This is a genomic window from Lentisalinibacter sediminis, assembly GCF_040706615.1.
GTDB lineage: Bacteria > Pseudomonadota > Gammaproteobacteria > Steroidobacterales > Woeseiaceae > Lentisalinibacter > Lentisalinibacter sediminis.
Genome location: NZ_JAPDRF010000003.1, coordinates 728955 through 745749 on the forward strand (window position 1 = coordinate 728955; position 16795 = coordinate 745749).

The window sequence follows — 16795 nt, forward strand, 5'->3', positions numbered from 1 at the left end:
GCGCATTGTACCGGAGCGGGATGCGCCCCGGCGCGGCCGCTACTGGAGCCCGGACGGCGCCTCGTGCCGGTCGCCCCGGAAAGCAGCCAGCTCCAGGTAGAAAAGCTGGACGGCCACGCGCAGATACTCCACCAGCTCGGCCCAGGCCTCCTCGTCGCCTTCCACGCCCTCCTCCGCGTCTTCCGCCTCGCCGGCCGTCGCCCGCGTCATCTCGCTCAGGTCGGACAGCAGCTCGGCGAGGGGTTCCTGTCTGAGTCGGTCCGCGAGTGCCGGGCGGCTGCCGGCCTCTCCGAAGCCATGGAGGAACCCCTGGGTCCAGTGCGCCATCGCGCCCGCTCGCTCGCCCATCGGCGCCCGGTCGCCCGGCAGCAGCGGCGCGAAGCGGAAGGAAGGATCTTCGAGTTCCGCGGCGGTCTCGCTCGCGATGCCCAGCAGAGCCCTGCGTGTGTCCGCCGGCACTGGTTCGTCCCCGAACAGGCTTGCTACCCAGCGCGGTCCTGCATGGCTGCCGTGCAGGCAGACGAGACTGCACAGCGTGCCGTGGGCCTCCGGGGCATCACAGGTCGCCCCCGCCGCAGAAAGGGTCTCGTCGAGCCTCGTGTGGATGGCGTTCGGGTGGTTCGGCATATGGGTTCGAGGTCGTGGTCGGGCGTTCTGGTCCGAAGACTGATTCGACGAAACGGGCTGCGGCGGACTGCGCGCAGCCTGGACGCCATCCTAACACTGCCGCCGCCGCGGCAACTCCAATACGGGACACCGTCAATTGACCGGATTCCCGCTCACTACTATATTGCCCCCATGAGCGATCAGGTACATCAGGCGTTCGCGCACGAACTGAAGCGTCTGGAGAAGCGTCTGGACGAACTCGTGGCGGTCTGCAATCAGCTCCGCGAGGAGAACCGCTCGCTCCGCCACCGCCAGGACACGCTCATCGAAGAGCGGGCGAGCCTGCTGCAGAAGAACGAGCAGGTGCGCGCACGCGTCGAAGCCATGATCGGCCGGCTGAAGTCCATGGAGCACGGCGCCTGATGCCGCGCCCGGAACAAGGCCGCAACGGGTAGACGATGATGGACGAAATGTATGCCCACGTGAGCGTGCGTATCCTGGAGAAGGAATACCAGGTATCGTGTCCTGCGAGCGAGAAATCGGATCTGCTGGACAGCGCAGAGATGCTCAACTCGAAGATGAAAGAGATCCGCGACAGCGGCAAGGTTGTCGGTACGGATCGGATCGCCGTCATGGCAGCGCTGAACATGGCGAACGAACTTATCAAGGCGCGTGCCCGCGACGATGCGCTCGAGGGCAACGTGGCCGGACGTATCAGGGCGCTGTCCGACAGGGTGGAGGCTGTGCTGGGCGACAGCCGCCAGCTCGACTTCTGAACCCGGGCCGCCGCTGGCGGTCATAGAATAGTTACGGCACCTCCTGCAGTGTTCGACACCGGCTGAGAAGCCTTTCGACCCTAACTATCAACGTCGGGGTCAAAAGCCTGAAGGCAACTTTGCGCAGATCCGCGATACGGCGGAAAGCCTGCGTTGTCTCGGCCGACCCCACCTTACGCTCTGGTTCGAGAGCGACGGCTGGTGACGGCACAGGCGGGAGGTGCCACCTCTCTCCCTCAGGACAGGGGCCCATGCAGGCCGAGCGCGCAAGACACAGGCAAGCCGGACAGCGGGCCCGCCTCGCACTCGACGACGCGACGCGCGCGCGTCATTCGGCCGCCATCTGCCGCCATCTCTCAAGCAGCCCGCTCTGGCATGCCGCGCGGCGCATCGGCCTGTACTTTGCCGCGAGCGCCGAAGTGGACGTCAGCGACCTGTTCGTGCAGGCGTTCGTTACCGGCCGCGTCGTCTACGTACCGGTGGTCGGCGACACAGGCCTCATGCACTTCGTCCGCCTGTCACGGGACGCGACACTCGTCCGCAATCGGTATGGTATCTGGGAACCCGAGCGCGCATCCGACGCCTTCCCTGTGCGCCAACTCGACCTCGTCGTCACACCGCTCGCCGCGTTCGACGATGCAGGAAACCGCATCGGCATGGGCGCCGGGTACTACGACCGGTGCTTCTCCTTCCTGCGTAATCGCCGATACTGGCTGCATCCGAAACTCGTCGGCGCCGCCTTCTCGTGTCAGCGAGTCTCTGCCATACACGCCGCCGCATGGGACATTCCGCTGTTCGCAGTCGCAACCGAGAACGGCATGCATCGCTTCCGATACTGACGTTGCATCGATCACATCGCATCGATCACATCACATCGATGCCGGCGACGAACAACTTCATCGCTACACCAATGCTGTTCGTGCAGCAGTGTGCGTGTCGGGAAACTTGCTGGAATTTTCAGTGTTTATGTATATACTCAACGCCGGGTACCCCGACACGGAGATGACATATGGCTACTACAGCTAGATCGAAAAAGAAGACGACGCGAAAGAAGAAGACAGCGTCGAAGCGCAAGACGACTGCGCGTAAGGCACCGGCAAGGAAGAAGGTGTCGAAGAAGAAGACCACTGCGCGTAAGACTGCAGCGAAGAAGAAGCGCACCGTGAAGAAGAAGGCGACCAAGAAGAAAGCAACGAAGACGAAGGCCATCAAGAAGAAAGCCGCCAAGAAAAAGCGGACCGTGAAGAAGAAGACCAAAAAGAAAGCGACCAAGAAAAAGGCCGCCAAGAAAAAGCGGACCGTGAAGAAGAAGACCAAGAAGAAGGCAGCCAAGAAAAAGGCCGCCAAGAAAAAGGCGACCAAGAAGAAGGCCGCCAAGAAAAAGCGGACCGTGAAGAAGAAGACCAAGAAGAAGGCGACCAAGAAAAAGGCCTCTAAAAAGAAGGCCAGCAGAAAGAAGGCTAGCAAGAAGAAAGCTAGCCGGAAGCGCTGAGCGCAGTGGGAATCGGTAAGTAGCCCAGAGCCTTACCGGTCGCTGACACTCTCCGCCGGGAGACGTGCAGCGATGGAATCCCGACTTAAGGAATGTGCCCGCTCCGGCGGGCACATTCCGTTAGTGCACGGGGATGGCGTAGCGGCCGGGGTCGGTGGTACAAGAGACCGGCAGACGACGGCCGCCCCGATGCCGACCCCACGGACAACCAACCAAGCCGGGAACCGCGATGGACCAGACAGAGAAGAAACGCCAGGCCGCCCGTGCGGCGCTCGAATACATAGAGATGGGCACCGCCCTCGGCGTCGGCACGGGCTCCACCGTCAACGAACTGATCGAGTTCCTGCCGGAGGTAGCCGATCGCCTCACCAGTGTCGTCTCGAGTTCCAGCGAGACGACTCGACGCCTGCAAGCCAAAGGCATCGAGGTCAGTGAACTGAACAGTGTCGGCGATCTGGACCTCTACATCGACGGCGCGGACGAGGCCACCAAGCACTTCCATCTGATTAAAGGTGGCGGCGGCGCGCTCACCAGGGAGAAAGTAATCGCCGCTGCCTCGCGGAAGTTCGTGTGCATCATCGACGACTCGAAACTCGTCGGCATGCTCGGCGGTTTCCCGCTGCCGATCGAGGTCATCCCGATGGCGCAGGCCTATATCGCGCGGCAGATCATCCGCTACCGCGGACAGCCCATCTGGCGCGAAGACTTCGTGACCGACAACGGCAACCACATCATCGACGTGCACAATCTCTCCATCGCCAATCCGGTGGAGATGGAGACGCGGTTCAATCAGCTGCCCGGCATCGTGACGGCGGGGCTGTTCGCGCATCGGCCCGCCGACGTGCTGCTGGTCGCGGGGCGCGACGGCGTGCGCACGATGCAAAGGTAATGACCGCAGGAAACGAAGGGCCGCATCCGCGAAGTCCCCACCAAAAACAAAAGGGCCCCTGACGGGGCCCTCTTGTATTTGGCTGGGGGACCAGGATTGACTCGGGCCTTTGCGGCCCTCGCCCTGCGGGCGGCTCGCAACGCTCGCCGTCTGTCGGCCCGCAGGCGGGCCTCGGTTCGAACGAAGGGCCTCATCCGCGAAGTCCCCACCAAAAACAAAAGGGCCCCTGACGGGGCCCTCTTGTATTTGGCTGGGGGACCAGGATTCGAACCTGGGTTCTCGGAGTCAGAGTCCGATGTCCTACCGCTAGACGATCCCCCAATAACCCTGTCGCGCGGCCGCAATCAACGCTTCGAGAACTGGGTGGCTCGGCGGGCCTTGCGCAGGCCGACCTTCTTGCGCTCCACTTCGCGCGCGTCACGCGTCACGTAACCGGCCTTACGAAGGCCACCGCGCAGAGACTCGTCGTACTCCATCAGCGCCCGTGTCAGGCCGTGGCGGATGGCGCCGGCCTGGCCGGTGGTACCGCCGCCGATCACGGTAACGTCCACGTCGAAGCGATCCTCGAGCTTGGTCAGCTCCAGGGGCTGACGGACGATCATCCGCGCCGTCTGGCGACCGAAGAACTGATCCAGCGGACGCTTGTTGACCGTGATCCTGCCCTCGCCGGGCTTCAGGAAGACCCGTGCCGTGGAGGTCTTGCGTCGGCCGGTACCGTAAAACTGCATATCACTCATGTTCTGTTCCCCGTGCCGCCGGCTCAGATATCGAGCTCGATCGGCTGCTGTGCGCTGTGCTGATGTTCCGGTCCCGCATAGACCTTGAGCTTGCCCATCATCTGACGGCCGAGACGGTTCCTCGGCATCATGCCCTTGACTGCCGACTGAATCACCCGCTCGGGTGCCTTGTCCAGCATCTGTTCCAGCGAGCGGGACTTCAGGTTACCGATGTAGCCCGTGTGATGGTGGTACATCTTGTCTTTCAGCTTGTTACCGGTCACCCGCACCTTTTCGGCGTTGACGATGATCAGGTAGTCGCCGGTATCCACGTGGGGCGTATATTCCGGCTTGTGCTTGCCACGCAGCCGCCGAGCGACCTCGGTGGCGAGGCGGCCCAGGGTCTTGCCCGTGGCATCCACGACGTACCAGTCGCGCCGCACTTCGGCCGGTTTTGCAGAGAAGGTCTTCATCAACAGTTACTCAAATGTCGTCCGGTAATCCGGTTCTGGTTGAAATCCGGCTCCCGTCGGGGCCGGAGGCCGTCGGCGCGGCACGGAAAATGCTCGTGCCAACGACGAAAAGCGCGAAATTATAGCCTCCGCCGGAGGGCGATGCAATGGCGGCTGCCGCTCCGGTCAACGAGCCCCTGGCCGCAGATCCCCCGGCCCTCACGACCGGGAAACTCGTCCTGGAGCCCTAGAACTCGTACTCCAGGGCGATGGCCGTGAACGTGTCCGTCTTTTCGCTGCCCACGGGCACGGAGGTGTTACGGCGGATGGTGTAGGAGGCCTTGAGGGCGAGCTCGCCGATCAGGCTGGCCTTCACCTCCGTCACCGATTCCATGAAAGTGTTCTCCGCGCCGGACTCGACGAGGAAATCCTGGCCGAATTCCGCATTTTCGCTCAGCTTCAGGGTATAGTCGAGAGAGCCTCGCAGGATGGTTTCGTTCTCCGAGGTCCCGTCTCGCAGGTCCGACTGGCGCAGACCAACGCCGGCCTCCCCGTTCAGGGTCTGGCGATCGCTGTGCAGGATGCGCCGCCCGTAGCCGACGGTCTCGGACATCTGCTGGTCGTAGCCGCTGAACTTGTCCTTCTGCCAGCGCACGCGGCCGAAGACATAGTTGAACTCACTGAAGGCGTATTCGCTCTTCCAGGCGGCGAGATAGGCCTCCGCCGTGGTCTGCTCGTCCTGCTGGGCGCCAACGGCCGAGACCTGCGCCAGATGGTCCCAATTGCCACTCGTGTACCCGACCTCGGCGGCTGCGGAAACATTCAGCGTCTCGGAGTTACCGGTCGTCGAGAGGTAGCCCAGGCTCGCCTTGCCGCTCCAGGGGCCCTCGTCCTGGGCGTGGCCGGGGGCGGCGGCAAGAAGCGTCAGCAACGACAGGGCCGACGCGAGTGTCTTGTTGTTCATTGGTCTTGCTCCGTAAGCTCCGTCCTGCGCATCTCCGGTCCAGCCCGGCGATCCATGCGCAAACCGCGCGCAATCCTAGGTCAACTCACCGGAAATTGCACCCGATCTGTCCAGCCATGAAACCGCGACACCGACGGGACCGTTGCTATAATTCACCCATGGATGGACGGAATCGCAGCCTGCCCGACCGTTTTCTGGCGAGCGCCGACAACGCGCTGCGAACCCTGTTCGCGCCGCCGGGCGGCAGTCGGCCCAACCCGGGTGCGGAGCGGCCCGAGGCGCAGCTGTCGCGCGAGGACGCCAGACACGTCGCCGGGCTGATGCGCATCAACCATTCCGGCGAGGTCGCCGCGCAGGGCCTGTATCAGGGGCACGCGGTCGTCGCCAGGGACCCGGCCGTGGCCGCGGAGATGCACCATGCGGCCGAGGAGGAGACGGATCACCTGCGCTGGTGCGCGCAGCGGCTGCAGGAGCTGGACGCGGCGCCGAGCCGGCTGGCACCGGTCTGGTATGCCGGCGCCTGGACCATCGGCGCGCTGAGCGGACTGGCCGGCGACCGCTGGAGCCTCGGTTTCATCGCGGAGACAGAGCGGCAGGTGGTCGAACACCTGAACGGACATTTGGACCGACTGCCCGTCGAGGACGAACGCAGTCGAGCCATCCTGCAGCGGATGGCGGAGGAAGAGGCGGTGCACGGCGCCGCCGCCGCGGAATCCGGCGGCAGCCGCCTGCCCGCCCCCGTGCAGGGACTGATGCGGGCCACGGCGAAGCTGATGACACGAACCGCCTACTGGTTCTAGCCGGCCGCCGGGGCCGCCGGCTTGCCCTTGTTGAGCGTCTGTCACAAAATAGCTGTTGGATCCAGCGAGGGGGCTCGAATGCCAACGACAGCGAAGAATCTGAGCGACGTACCGGCCATCAACCGGTTCCTCAGCTACTGCCGCGTGCGCACCATCCCGTCGAAGACGGTGATGATCCACGCCGGCGACCTCCCCGACATCCTCTACTACATCGTCGACGGCTCGGTCGAGGTCATGATCGAGGACGAGGACGGCAACGAGATGGTGCTGGCCTACCTCAATAAGGGTCAGTTCTTCGGCGAGATGGGCCTGTTCTACGAACAGCCGACGCGCAGCGCGTGGGTGCGCACCCGCACCGAGAGCGAGATCGCGGAGATGACCTACCCCCGCTTCCGCCAGATCGCCAGCGAGAGCCCGGGCCTGGTCTTCGAACTGGCCACACAGCTGGCGAGCCGGCTGGATCGCACCAACCGCAAGCTCGGCGATCTGGCCTTCGTGGACGTCACCGGCCGCGTGGCTCACGCCATCATGGATCTGTGCAACGAGCCGGATGCCATGACACATCCCGACGGCATGCAGATCAAGGTCAGCCGCCAGGAACTCTCCCGTCTGGTGGGCTGCTCCCGCGAGATGGCCGGCCGGGTCCTGAAGGTCCTGGAGGAGCAGGGACTGGTTTCCGCCAACGGCAAGACCATCGTGGTCTACGGCGCGCGACCGAAACGCTAGCCGCTCGCCGGCGGCCGTTTAGTCCGCCTTCCCGGCCTTCGCGATAGTCTCTTTCATTGCGCGGATGGTCGCGGCGTAGTCGTCGCTGCCGAATATCGCCGAGCCAGCCACGAACGTATCGGCGCCGGCGGCCGCCACGTCGCCGATATTGTCCACCTTCACGCCGCCGTCGACTTCCAGCCGGATATCCCTGCCTGATTCGTCGATGAGCCGGCGCACCGCGCGCAGCTTGGTCAGCGCCTCCGGGATGAACTTCTGCCCGCCGAAGCCCGGGTTCACCGACATGATCAGGATCATTTCCACCTTGTCCATCACGTGCTCGAGCCAGGAGAGCGGCGTCGCGGGATTGAACACCAGCCCCGCGCCGACGCCCTGCTCGCGGATCAGCGCGAGGCTGCGATCTACGTGCCGCGAGGCCTCCGGGTGGAACGTGATGTAACTCGCGCCGGCCGCCGCGAAATCGGGGATCAGGCGGTCCACGGGTTCCACCATCAGGTGGACATCGATGGGCGCCGTCACGCCGTAGTTGCGCAGGGCCTCGCAGACCAGCGGGCCCACCGTCAGGTTCGGCACGTAATGGTTGTCCATCACGTCGAAGTGGACCATGCCGGCGCCGGCCGCGAGCACGGCGTCCACCTCTTCGCCGAGCCGGGCGAAGTCCGCCGACAGGATGGAAGGAGCGATCACGGGCTGCACGACGCTGTCTCCGTTGTTGTGTGGCACGGCACTGTAGCCAAGCGCGCCCGCCATGTATAGCCGGCCTGTCCTACCTGAAACCGCGTCGGGCTTTCAGGGACTCGTAGGCATTGCGGATCTCCCGCGTGCGCTGCTGCGCGCCCGCAAGATCCTCGGGGCTGAGATCCTTCGACGCCAGCTTGTCCGGATGGTAGCGATTCATCAGGCGGCGGTAGGCCTGTTTGATATCCGTATCGCTCGCGGATTCCGGCACCCCCAGGACTTCGTAGGCGTGGTCGACGAGCTTCCTCTCGGCGCGGCCCCGTTCCGAACGGGCGAAACCGCGCTGTGCCCGCAGCACGGCCTCCATCTGGGCGAACTCCACGCGGCCGATGCCGAACTCACCCGCCATGGCCCACAGCAGAGCGCGTTCGCGCTCGTGCATGCGTCCGTCGGCGAGCGCGATGCGCAGCTGCAGGCGCAGGAACGCACGGCCGAGATCGCCGCCGCGGCCGGCCAGCGCCGCCAGACGCTGCAGCCGGCCGCGCAAGGGATAATCCGCGCGCTTGCCCTGATTGAACCATTCAATGGCGGAACGGGTGTCGTCGGCCGACAGCCCGAGTTCGTGCATGATCCGGCGCGCGGCTCCGATCTCGGCTTCGCTCACGCGCCCGTCAGCCTTGGCGAGGTGACCCATGGTCTCGAAGGTGATGCGCAGGAATTCGGCAGGCAGCCGGGTCGGCCCGGCCCGGGATTCCCGCCATTTGGCGTAGCCCCGGTCGAACTGGTGGCCCAGCAGGACGCCGAGCACGGCGAACAACGGCCGGCCCGTGGCGAGACCCAGCAGGCCGCCTGCGAGCTTGCCCCACCAGTTCAACGACGCGGTCCGTGACCGTGCATAAGCGGGGATGCTACCCCGATTAACGACACCGTTGCACTGCGCAGGGCGGAGCGGTTGCCCGCGCCGCGCCGCCGGTCCATCATCGCCGCTTTACCGCGGGGAAGCGCCGATGGCCGAGCACAGCAGCGACGTCGTATTCGAGTCCACCGTGACCGGTCTCGAGCTGATCGGCCGCGGCAAGGTCCGCGACCTGTGGGCGGTGGACGACGAGCATCTGCTGATGGTCGCCACCGACCGGCTGTCGGCCTACGACGTCGTGCTGCCGGACCCGATCCCGGGCAAGGGCGCCATCCTCACCCGCATCTCCCGGTTCTGGTTCGCCCGCACGGCGGGCATCGTCCCGAATCATCTGAGCGAGCTGCCACTGGAGGCCGTCATCACCGATCCTGCCGAACGTGAGCTGCTCGGCGAACGCAGCATGGTCGTGCGGCGGCTGCAGCCCCTGCCGATGGAAGCCGTGGTCCGCGGCTACCTGATCGGCTCCGGCTGGCGCGACTACCGGGCGACCGGCGCCGTGTGCGGTATCCCTCTGCCGCCCGACCTGCCCCAGGCCGCGCAGCTGGACGAGCCCCTGTTCACACCGGCCACCAAGGCCGCCGTCGGCGATCACGACGAGAACATCAGCTTCGACACGCTGACGGAGATCATCGGACGGGAGCGGGCGATACAGGTTCGCGAGCTGTCGCTGCGCATCTATTCCGAGTGCGCGGACTACGCCATGCAGCGGGGCATCATCATCGCCGACACGAAGTTCGAGTTCGGCGTGGACCGCGCCGGCACTCTGTACCTGATCGACGAGGTACTCACGCCCGACTCGTCCCGATTCTGGCCGGCGGAGTCCTGGCGCACCGGCACGAGCCCGCCGAGTTTCGACAAGCAGTTCGTTCGCGACTATCTGGAGACACTCGACTGGGACAAGCGCGCGCCCGGACCGCGCCTGCCGGCGGAGGTCATCGCCCGCACGCGCGAAAAATATCTCCGCGCGCTGGAGCTGCTCACCGGCGACAGCGCTCCGACCAGCCGCGAATAATGGCGGCGATCTCGCGCACGCCGTCGGTCAGCGCCGCCGGTCCCGGCTGCAGGATCTGCGCCGACTTCACCTCGTAGAGATCGCCGTGGCGCACGGCGGGCACCGCATCCCAGCCCGGGCGCTCCGCCACTCGCTCGGGGCGGAACTTCTTGCCGCACCAGGATCCGATCACGATGTCGGGAGCCGCGTCGATGATGGGGGCGTCGTCGGCGAAGATGCGGTTCTTCGCCAGCGGCTCGTCGGCCATCGCCGGGAAGCAGTCCTCGCCGCCCGCGATGCGGATCAGCTCGGCGACCCAGCGGATGCCGGTGATACGGGGCTCGTCCCATTCCTCGAAGTAGACGCGGGGTCGGTGTTCCAGTGCGGCGGTGCCGGCGCGGATGGTCTCCAGGCCCTCCGCCAGGTTCGCGGCGTAGGCCCGGGCCCGGGACTCGCAACCGACCATGCCGCCGAGCACCCGGATCATCTGCAGGATCTCCGCCACCGAACGGTGATTGAACACGTGCACCGGCACACCGCGACGAATCAAATCGGCCGCGATGTCGGCCTGCAGATCGGAAAATCCCAGCACCAGGTCCGGCTCGAGCGCCATGATGCGGTCGATCTTCGCGCTGGTGAAGGCGGAGACCTTCGGCTTCTCGCGCCGCGCGCGCGGCGGCCGCACGGTGAATCCGGAGATGCCGACGATGCGGTCCTCCTCGCCGAGCGCATACAGCGTCTCGGTGGTCTCCTCCGTCATGCAGATGATGCGGCTCGGATAATCGTCCATGCGAAAGTCCTTCGTCCGCCCGTCTCGCTCGTGCCCGTTCATGCCGGAGCCCCGACTACAGGGGCTAATGTACAATCGGCGACGGCCCGTGCCAAAGGAGGGCGGCACCGCACCCATGCTGGATTCCCTGATCCGTTATCTGCAGCGATTCCTCTGGAGCCCGCAGTTCGCCGGTCTCCCCCCCGTGCCTGCCTTCGGCGTCGCTTTCCTGCGCTATGTCTGGGCCATCGTCCGCGACCTGATGAGCGGACAGCTGACGATGCGGGCGATGAGCCTGGTCTACACCACGCTGCTTTCCATCGTGCCGCTGCTCGCATTCAGCTTCTCTGTGCTGAAGGGATTCGGCATCCACCGGGAACTGGAACCCCAGCTGACCGAGTTCCTCGCGCCGCTCGGCAGCCAGGGGGAGCGGATCGTCTCCACGCTGATGAACCTCGTCAACGACGTGGACGGCGGCGTGCTCGGCGGCGTCAGCCTCGCGTTCTTCATCTACACCGCCTTCTCGATGGTGCAGAAGATCGAAGAAAGCGTGAACTTCGTCTGGCACGTCAGCAACCCGCGCAGCATCGCGCGGCGCTTCACGGAGTATTTCAGCGTGTTGCTGATGGGGCCGGTCGTGCTGGTGGTCGCCCTCGGCATCATCGCCTCCGTCCGCAACAACGCGCTCACCGAGCGGCTGATGGAGGTCGAACCATTCGGCACGGCGATCGTCGCGGCCGGCGAACTCACGCCCTATCTCCTCGCCATCCTGGCCCTGACCGTCCTGTACAAGCTGATCCCGAATACCCGGGTGAAGTTCCGCGCCGCCTTCGTCGGCGGGCTGACCGCGGGCATTCTGTGGGCGACCACCAGCGCCGTGTTCGCCAACGTCTTCGTCGGCGCCGGCGGCCGCATCCAGGTGGTCTACGCCAGTTTCGCGATCGCCATCCTGGTGCTGATGTGGTTGTACCTGAACTGGCTGATCCTGCTGCTCGGCGCGCAGATCGCGTTCTACAACCAGAATCCGGGCTTCCTGCGCCTCGGCCGCCGGGAGACGCGGCTGGCGAACAGCCTGCGCGAGCGGCTGGCGCTGAACGTGATGTACCTCGTGGGGGCCGCTTTTCGCGGCGGCTCCGGTTGCCGGACGGTACGCGAGCTGGCGAAGGAGCTGGCGATCCCGGGCATCGTCATCTCCCAGGTCGTCACGAATCTGGAGGACGCGGGCCTCATCACCAGCACCGAGCAGGAACGGCTGGTTCCCGCGCGGGAGCCTGCGCGCATCCGGCTGCAGGACATCCTCGATGCGGTACGGGAAGGCGGCGACACCGGCTCCTGGCGGCCGCCGTCGTGGACGCCTGCCATCGCGGACCTGGGTGACCGCATCGACGACGCCCTGGAGACCGTAGTGGACGAGCGGACCCTGAGCGACCTCCTCGATCAGCTCGAGGACGGCGCAGAGCGGGCCGGCTGACGGCCCTCGCGCCGCGGATAAAGGTCGAGCGCGTTCAGTTGCCGGCGACAGTCATCTCGGCGACGAGCACCGAGCCACAGCGGATGCCCCCCCTCAAGTCCTGGTCCCGGCCCACCGCGACGATGTCCCGGTACAGGTCGCGCAGGTTGCCGGCGATGGTGATCTCGCTGACCGGATAGGCGATCTCCCCGCCCTCCACCCAGAAGCCGGCGGCGCCCCGACTGTAATCGCCGGTGACCGCGTTCACGCCCTGTCCCATCAGCTCGGAGACGATCAGGCCCCGGTCCATCTGCCGGGTCAGGGTCTCCAGGCCCTCCGCATTGCCCTCCACCAGCAGGTTGTGCACGCCGCCTGCGTTGCCCGTGGTCTCCAGGCCAAGCCGGCGGGCGGAGTAGGTGGACAGCACATAGCCCTGCAGCACGCCGGCGGAGACCAGATCCCGGTCCGTCGTGGCCACGCCCTCGCGGTCGAACGGAGCGCTGCCGAATGCGCCGGGGATGTGCGGGCGCTCGAGGATATTCAGGAAGTCGGGGAAGAGCGTCTCGCCCGCGGCATCCAGAAGGAACGAGGAGCGCCGGTACTGGGCCGCGCCGCTGATGGCGCCGACGGCATGGCCGATGAACCCCCGGGCCAGCTCCGGCGGGAACAGCACCGGCACCTTCGCCGTCGTGACCTGGCGGGCACCCAGACGCCGCAGGGTGCGCTCGGCGGCCTTCGCACCCACTGCCTCCAGCGCCTCGAGCTGCGCCGGGTCCCGCGCGGCGGTGTAGTGGTAGTCCCGCTCCATGCCGCCGTCGTCGCCGGCCAGCACGGCACAGCTGATGCTGTGGCTGCTGCGCCGGTAGGCGCCGAAGAAGCCGTGGCTGTTACCGTAGGCCCTGACGCCCCGGCTGGTCGCCACGGTGGCGCCCTCCGAATTGCTGATGCGCGGGTCGCTGTCGAGCGCGGCACCCTCACAGCGGATAGCCATCTCCCGTGCCGCCTCCGGCGAGACCTCCCAGGCATGGTCCAGCGCAAGGTCGGGCGGATCCACGGCGAGCCTGGCAGGATCCGCGAGGCCCGCGCAGGGATCCTCGGCGGTGCGCCGGGCAATGGAGCAGGCCCTCCGCACGGCCTCCGTGATGGCTTCCGGGCGGAAGTCCGACGTGCTCGCGCTGCCCTTGCGGCGGTCGAAGTAGACGGTGACGCCGAAGGAGCGGTCGTTCTGGTACTCCAGCGTCTCGATGTCGCGCATGCGGGCGGTCACCGAGAGGCCGAGGTCGTGGCTAACCGCCGCTTCGCACTCGTCGGCGCCGGACCGGGCCGCCGTCTCCAGCGCCTGCGACACCAGGTCGGCGAAGCGCCGCTCCTCCGCCGGGCTGATCTCCAGGGTATGACTCATGGCGGCTCCTTCGCGGTCGGGCTCGGTCGTGGACGACAGTGCCGGGGATTCTAAACGGGTGCGGGAGCGCTGACGAGGCGGCGCGCTCGCCAGCCCGGGTCACCTCTCGCGCGCCGGTCACGATACAACCGGCGCCTGTGCCCCTGTAGAATGCCGCCATGGACGTGAAAGTCGGCATCATCATGGGTTCGGTCTCCGACTGGGACACCATGGCTCATGCGAGCGAGACCCTGCATGCGCTCGGCATCCCGCACGAGACGCGGGTGGTCTCCGCCCACCGTACCCCGGACCTGCTGTTCGAGTACTGCGAGACGGCGGCCGGCCGGGGCCTCGGCGTGATCATCGCCGGCGCCGGCGGCGCAGCCCACCTGCCCGGCATGGCCGCCGCCAAGACACCGCTGCCCGTGCTGGGCGTGCCGGTGCAGTCGAAGGCACTCTCGGGCATGGATTCGCTGCTCTCGATCGTGCAGATGCCTGCGGGTATCCCGGTGGGCACACTCGCCATCGGCAAGGCCGGTGCGATAAACGCCGCCCTGCTTGCCGCGGCCATCCTTGCCGTCAGCGACGCGGACATCCGCCGCTCCCTCGAAGAGTACCGCCGGCGGCAGACCGAGAAGGTGCTCGCGCGTCCCGACCCGGCGGCCGACGATCCGGCCGAAGTCTGACCGTCATGCGCGTCGGAGTGGTCGGCGGGGGGCAGCTGGGCCGTATGCTCGGCCTGGCGGGCCTGCCGCTGGGACTGGACTTCGTGTTCCTGGATCCTTCGCCCGACGCACCCGCCGGGGCGGTGGGAGAGCACATTGCCGCCGCCTTCGACGAGCAGGGCGCCATCGCCGAACTGGCGGCGCGCTGCGACGTCGTCACCTACGAATTCGAGAACGTCGACGTGGACTCCCTCGCCGCTGCGGCCGGCGACACGCCCGTGTACCCGCCGCCCGGCGCCCTCGCCACCGCCCAGGACCGACGCAACGAGAAGCTGGCGTTCGAGGCGGCCGGCATCCCGGTGGCGCCCTGGCAGACCGTCGACAGCCGTGACGAGCTGGAGGCCGCATGCCGCGCCATCGGCCTGCCCCTCATCGTGAAGACCCGGCGCCTCGGCTACGACGGCAAGGGTCAGCACCGCATTCTGGCCGAGACCGACATACCGGCCGCCTGGGAGGCACTGGCCGGCGTGCCGCTGCTGGCCGAACGGCTGGTCGCCTTCGACGGGGAGGTTTCGGTCATCGGCAGCCGCGGAGCGGACGGGTCACTCGCGTGCTACCCGCTGACAGGCAACGTGCACCGGCACGGTATCCTGCATACCTCCTGCGCGCCCGCCGCCGACGCCGCGCTGCAGGAGCTGGCCGAGACCTATCTTCGCGCGCTGGTCCAGCGGCTCGATTACCGCGGTACCATCGCCGTCGAATTCTTCGTGGCCGGCGACCGCCTGCTGGGCAACGAGTTCGCGCCGCGGGTCCACAATTCGGGGCACTGGACCATCGAGGGCGCCGCCTGCAGCCAGTTCGAGAACCACCTGCGGGCGGTCTGCGGATTACCGGCCGGCGACTGCCGCACGCGCGGCCATGCCGGCATGCTGAACCTGATCGGCGCGATGCCGGCGGCCGCCGGCATCCTGGCCGTGCCCGACGCCCACCTGCACGACTACGGCAAGTCCCCGCGCCCCGGAAGGAAACTGGGCCATGTCACGGTCGTCGCCGAATCACCGGAGGAGCGGGATCGGCGCCTGGCGCGGCTGCAAGCCCTGGTCGCGGCCGGGACTGAGAACCGTTCCCTGTAAGAGCGCCCGCTTTTGGTGTTAATGTTTAAGGTTGTTCCGGGGTAAGCCCGGAGGATCGATCGACAGACCATGTCCTATCTCGAGCATTTCGCACTCACCGAACAGCCTTTCCGCCTGACGCCGGACCCGGCTTTCGTCTACTGGAGCAAGCAGCACGCTCGCGCCAAGGCGTATATGGAGTCGACCATCTGGCTCGCCGACGGCTTCGTGGTCATCACCGGCGAGATCGGCTCGGGCAAGACCACTCTCATCCAGTCGTTCCTGAACGAGCTCGGCGACGACGTGGTCTACGCCATGGTGTCGCAGACCCAGCTCTCGCCGAGCCAGTTCCTGCAGGCCGTGCTGGCGGAATTCGGCTTCAAGCCGTTCCAGGCCCGCAAGGCCGAGCTGCTGGACATGCTGAACATGTTCCTCGTCGAACAGTACGGCGAAGGCAAGAAAGTGGTGCTGATCATCGACGAGGCGCAGAACCTCAGCCCGAAGGTGCTCGAGGAGATCCGGCTGCTGTCGGGCATCGAGACGCACAAGGAGAAGGTGCTGCGTATCATCCTGGCCGGCCAGCCCGAGCTGAAGGACAAGATCGAGTCGCCACGGCTGAAGCAGCTCACCCAGCGGGTGCGCCTGCGCTTCCACCTCGGGCCGCTTACCAACCGGGAGATGCGCGAGTACATCGGCCATCGGCTGAAGGTGGCGGGCGCGGACGCCGAGGAGATCTTCGCCGAGGACTGCCTCGACCTCATCTACCGCCGCACCGGCGGTGTGCCCCGACTGATCAACACGCTGTGCGACACGGCGATGCTCTGCGCTTTCGCCGAGGACGAGAAGCTCATCACCCCGGCGATCATCGAGACGGCACTGGAGGAGCTGGCCTGGGAGCACGAAGCGCCGGCGGCCGAGCCTACCGAACATGCCGAACCCGGCAATACGGGGCAGATCCTGCGCCCCGCCTCACTGGATCCGCGGGATACCGGCGAGATGACGCTCGCGCGCATCGACGTGCGCGTCGGGGGCAAGGTGGTGGAGAGCCACAACCTCGAAATCGGGCGCACGGTGATCGGACGCACGCCGGACAACGAGATCCGGATCGACAGCAAGTACGTGAGTCGCCACCATTGCCAGATCGTGAGCGACCTGGAGCGCTCGGTGCTCGAGGACCTCAACAGCACCAACGGCGTGTTCCTGGACAAACACCGCATCAAGAAGAAGAACCTCGAGGACGGCGACGTCATCGTCCTCGGCAAGCACGAACTCCACTACATCGACCTGCGGGACGCGGAGCTCGAGGCGGACGAGGAAGCGGACGAGGACGAGCTGGCCGAAGAGAGGGACGACGAGGACGACGACGAAGAGGACGACGAAGAGGACGAGGACCTCTACGCCACCTGATCCCC

Annotated in this window: 20 protein-coding genes, 1 tRNA gene and 1 other RNA gene; 13 read left to right on the forward strand and 9 right to left on the reverse strand. The window is 66.4% G+C overall.

The features are described 5' to 3' along the window. Window positions 1-39: 39 nt before the first annotated feature. A complete protein-coding gene (locus tag ACJMKX_RS08265; RefSeq protein ID WP_405223597.1) occupies window positions 40-627 on the reverse strand; it encodes a UPF0149 family protein in 588 nt (195 codons plus the stop codon). 171 nt (window positions 628-798) lie between these two features. On the opposite strand from ACJMKX_RS08265, the gene ACJMKX_RS08270 reads away from it, so the two are divergent. From ACJMKX_RS08270 to rpiA, 6 genes are all read left to right on the forward strand, one after another. After that, the gene (locus ACJMKX_RS08270) at window positions 799-1029 is read left to right on the forward strand and encodes a TIGR02449 family protein (protein WP_405223599.1); all 231 of its coding nucleotides are present in this window, start codon (window positions 799-801) and stop codon (window positions 1027-1029) included. Window positions 1030-1064: 35 nt separating this feature from the next. Next, window positions 1065-1382 (forward strand): cell division protein ZapA, encoded by a 318-nt coding sequence (locus tag ACJMKX_RS08275; RefSeq protein ID WP_405223600.1) that lies wholly within the window; start codon window positions 1065-1067, stop codon window positions 1380-1382. Between the two features lie 37 nt (window positions 1383-1419). Then, window positions 1420-1606, forward strand: a non-coding RNA gene (gene ssrS, locus ACJMKX_RS08280) — 6S RNA. 27 nt (window positions 1607-1633) lie between these two features. Beyond that, window positions 1634-2221 (forward strand): 5-formyltetrahydrofolate cyclo-ligase, encoded by a 588-nt coding sequence (locus ACJMKX_RS08285; RefSeq protein WP_405223602.1) that lies wholly within the window; start codon window positions 1634-1636, stop codon window positions 2219-2221. Window positions 2222-2391: 170 nt separating this feature from the next. Then, window positions 2392-2874: a hypothetical protein gene (locus ACJMKX_RS08290; protein WP_405223604.1), complete on the forward strand. Its 483-nt coding sequence runs from the start codon at window positions 2392-2394 to the stop codon at window positions 2872-2874. A gap of 229 nt (window positions 2875-3103) precedes the next feature. After that, on the forward strand, window positions 3104-3763 hold the full coding sequence (gene rpiA / locus ACJMKX_RS08295) for a ribose-5-phosphate isomerase RpiA (RefSeq protein WP_405223606.1): 660 nt from the start codon (window positions 3104-3106) through the stop codon (window positions 3761-3763). Window positions 3764-4010: 247 nt separating this feature from the next. Here the strand turns inward: rpiA and ACJMKX_RS08300 are convergent. The 4 genes from ACJMKX_RS08300 to ACJMKX_RS08315 form a co-directional block, all read right to left on the reverse strand. Next, window positions 4011-4084, reverse strand: a tRNA-Gln gene (locus ACJMKX_RS08300). Window positions 4085-4107: 23 nt separating this feature from the next. Beyond that, on the reverse strand, window positions 4108-4500 hold the full coding sequence (gene rpsI / locus ACJMKX_RS08305; protein WP_405223608.1) for a 30S ribosomal protein S9: 393 nt from the start codon (window positions 4498-4500) through the stop codon (window positions 4108-4110). A gap of 23 nt (window positions 4501-4523) precedes the next feature. Continuing rightward, window positions 4524-4952 (reverse strand): 50S ribosomal protein L13, encoded by a 429-nt coding sequence (gene rplM / locus ACJMKX_RS08310; protein ID WP_405223610.1) that lies wholly within the window; start codon window positions 4950-4952, stop codon window positions 4524-4526. 226 nt (window positions 4953-5178) lie between these two features. Further along, entirely contained in the window at window positions 5179-5895 is a 717-nt protein-coding gene (locus ACJMKX_RS08315; protein ID WP_405223611.1) for a DUF481 domain-containing protein, read from the reverse strand. 158 nt (window positions 5896-6053) lie between these two features. Here ACJMKX_RS08315 and coq7 point away from each other — a divergent pair, with 158 nt between their 5' ends. Together coq7 and crp are read left to right on the forward strand one after the other, a co-directional pair. Then, complete coding sequence (gene coq7, locus ACJMKX_RS08320) at window positions 6054-6695, forward strand: 2-polyprenyl-3-methyl-6-methoxy-1,4-benzoquinone monooxygenase (RefSeq protein WP_405223613.1); 642 nt, start codon at window positions 6054-6056, stop codon at window positions 6693-6695. Between the two features lie 78 nt (window positions 6696-6773). Next, window positions 6774-7421 (forward strand): cAMP-activated global transcriptional regulator CRP, encoded by a 648-nt coding sequence (gene crp, locus ACJMKX_RS08325; protein ID WP_405223615.1) that lies wholly within the window; start codon window positions 6774-6776, stop codon window positions 7419-7421. Window positions 7422-7439: 18 nt separating this feature from the next. On the opposite strand, the gene rpe is transcribed toward crp, so the two are convergent. After that, the gene (gene rpe, locus ACJMKX_RS08330) at window positions 7440-8171 is read right to left on the reverse strand and encodes a ribulose-phosphate 3-epimerase (protein ID WP_405223617.1); all 732 of its coding nucleotides are present in this window, start codon (window positions 8169-8171) and stop codon (window positions 7440-7442) included. 16 nt (window positions 8172-8187) lie between these two features. After that, the gene (gene djlA, locus ACJMKX_RS08335) at window positions 8188-8973 is read right to left on the reverse strand and encodes a co-chaperone DjlA (protein WP_405223618.1); all 786 of its coding nucleotides are present in this window, start codon (window positions 8971-8973) and stop codon (window positions 8188-8190) included. A 133-nt stretch (window positions 8974-9106) separates the two neighbouring features. Here djlA and ACJMKX_RS08340 point away from each other — a divergent pair, with 133 nt between their 5' ends. Beyond that, window positions 9107-10027 (forward strand): phosphoribosylaminoimidazolesuccinocarboxamide synthase, encoded by a 921-nt coding sequence (locus tag ACJMKX_RS08340; protein WP_405223620.1) that lies wholly within the window; start codon window positions 9107-9109, stop codon window positions 10025-10027. On the opposite strand, the gene ACJMKX_RS08345 is transcribed toward ACJMKX_RS08340, so the two are convergent. Further along, window positions 9993-10796, reverse strand: a complete 804-nt coding sequence (locus ACJMKX_RS08345) for a cobalamin-binding protein (protein WP_405223622.1) — start codon at window positions 10794-10796, stop codon at window positions 9993-9995. The two genes, ACJMKX_RS08340 and ACJMKX_RS08345, sit on opposite strands and share 35 nt — an antisense overlap. Window positions 10797-10884: 88 nt before the next feature. Here ACJMKX_RS08345 and ACJMKX_RS08350 point away from each other — a divergent pair, with 88 nt between their 5' ends. Further along, on the forward strand, window positions 10885-12246 hold the full coding sequence (locus ACJMKX_RS08350) for a YhjD/YihY/BrkB family envelope integrity protein (RefSeq protein WP_405223623.1): 1362 nt from the start codon (window positions 10885-10887) through the stop codon (window positions 12244-12246). A gap of 34 nt (window positions 12247-12280) precedes the next feature. Here the strand turns inward: ACJMKX_RS08350 and pmbA are convergent, their stop codons facing one another. Further along, complete coding sequence (gene pmbA / locus ACJMKX_RS08355) at window positions 12281-13627, reverse strand: metalloprotease PmbA (RefSeq protein ID WP_405223625.1); 1347 nt, start codon at window positions 13625-13627, stop codon at window positions 12281-12283. 158 nt (window positions 13628-13785) lie between these two features. On the opposite strand from pmbA, the gene purE reads away from it, so the two are divergent. The 3 genes from purE (at window position 13786) to ACJMKX_RS08370 (ending at window position 16790) form a co-directional block, all read left to right on the forward strand. Then, window positions 13786-14292 (forward strand): 5-(carboxyamino)imidazole ribonucleotide mutase, encoded by a 507-nt coding sequence (purE, locus tag ACJMKX_RS08360; RefSeq protein ID WP_405223627.1) that lies wholly within the window; start codon window positions 13786-13788, stop codon window positions 14290-14292. A gap of 5 nt (window positions 14293-14297) precedes the next feature. Further along, window positions 14298-15404 carry a 5-(carboxyamino)imidazole ribonucleotide synthase gene (locus ACJMKX_RS08365; protein ID WP_405223629.1) on the forward strand — a complete coding sequence of 369 codons (1107 nt, stop codon included), beginning with the start codon at window positions 14298-14300 and terminating at the stop codon, window positions 15402-15404. Window positions 15405-15473: 69 nt separating this feature from the next. After that, window positions 15474-16790 (forward strand): AAA family ATPase, encoded by a 1317-nt coding sequence (locus tag ACJMKX_RS08370; protein WP_405223631.1) that lies wholly within the window; start codon window positions 15474-15476, stop codon window positions 16788-16790. Window positions 16791-16795: the final 5 nt, after the last annotated feature.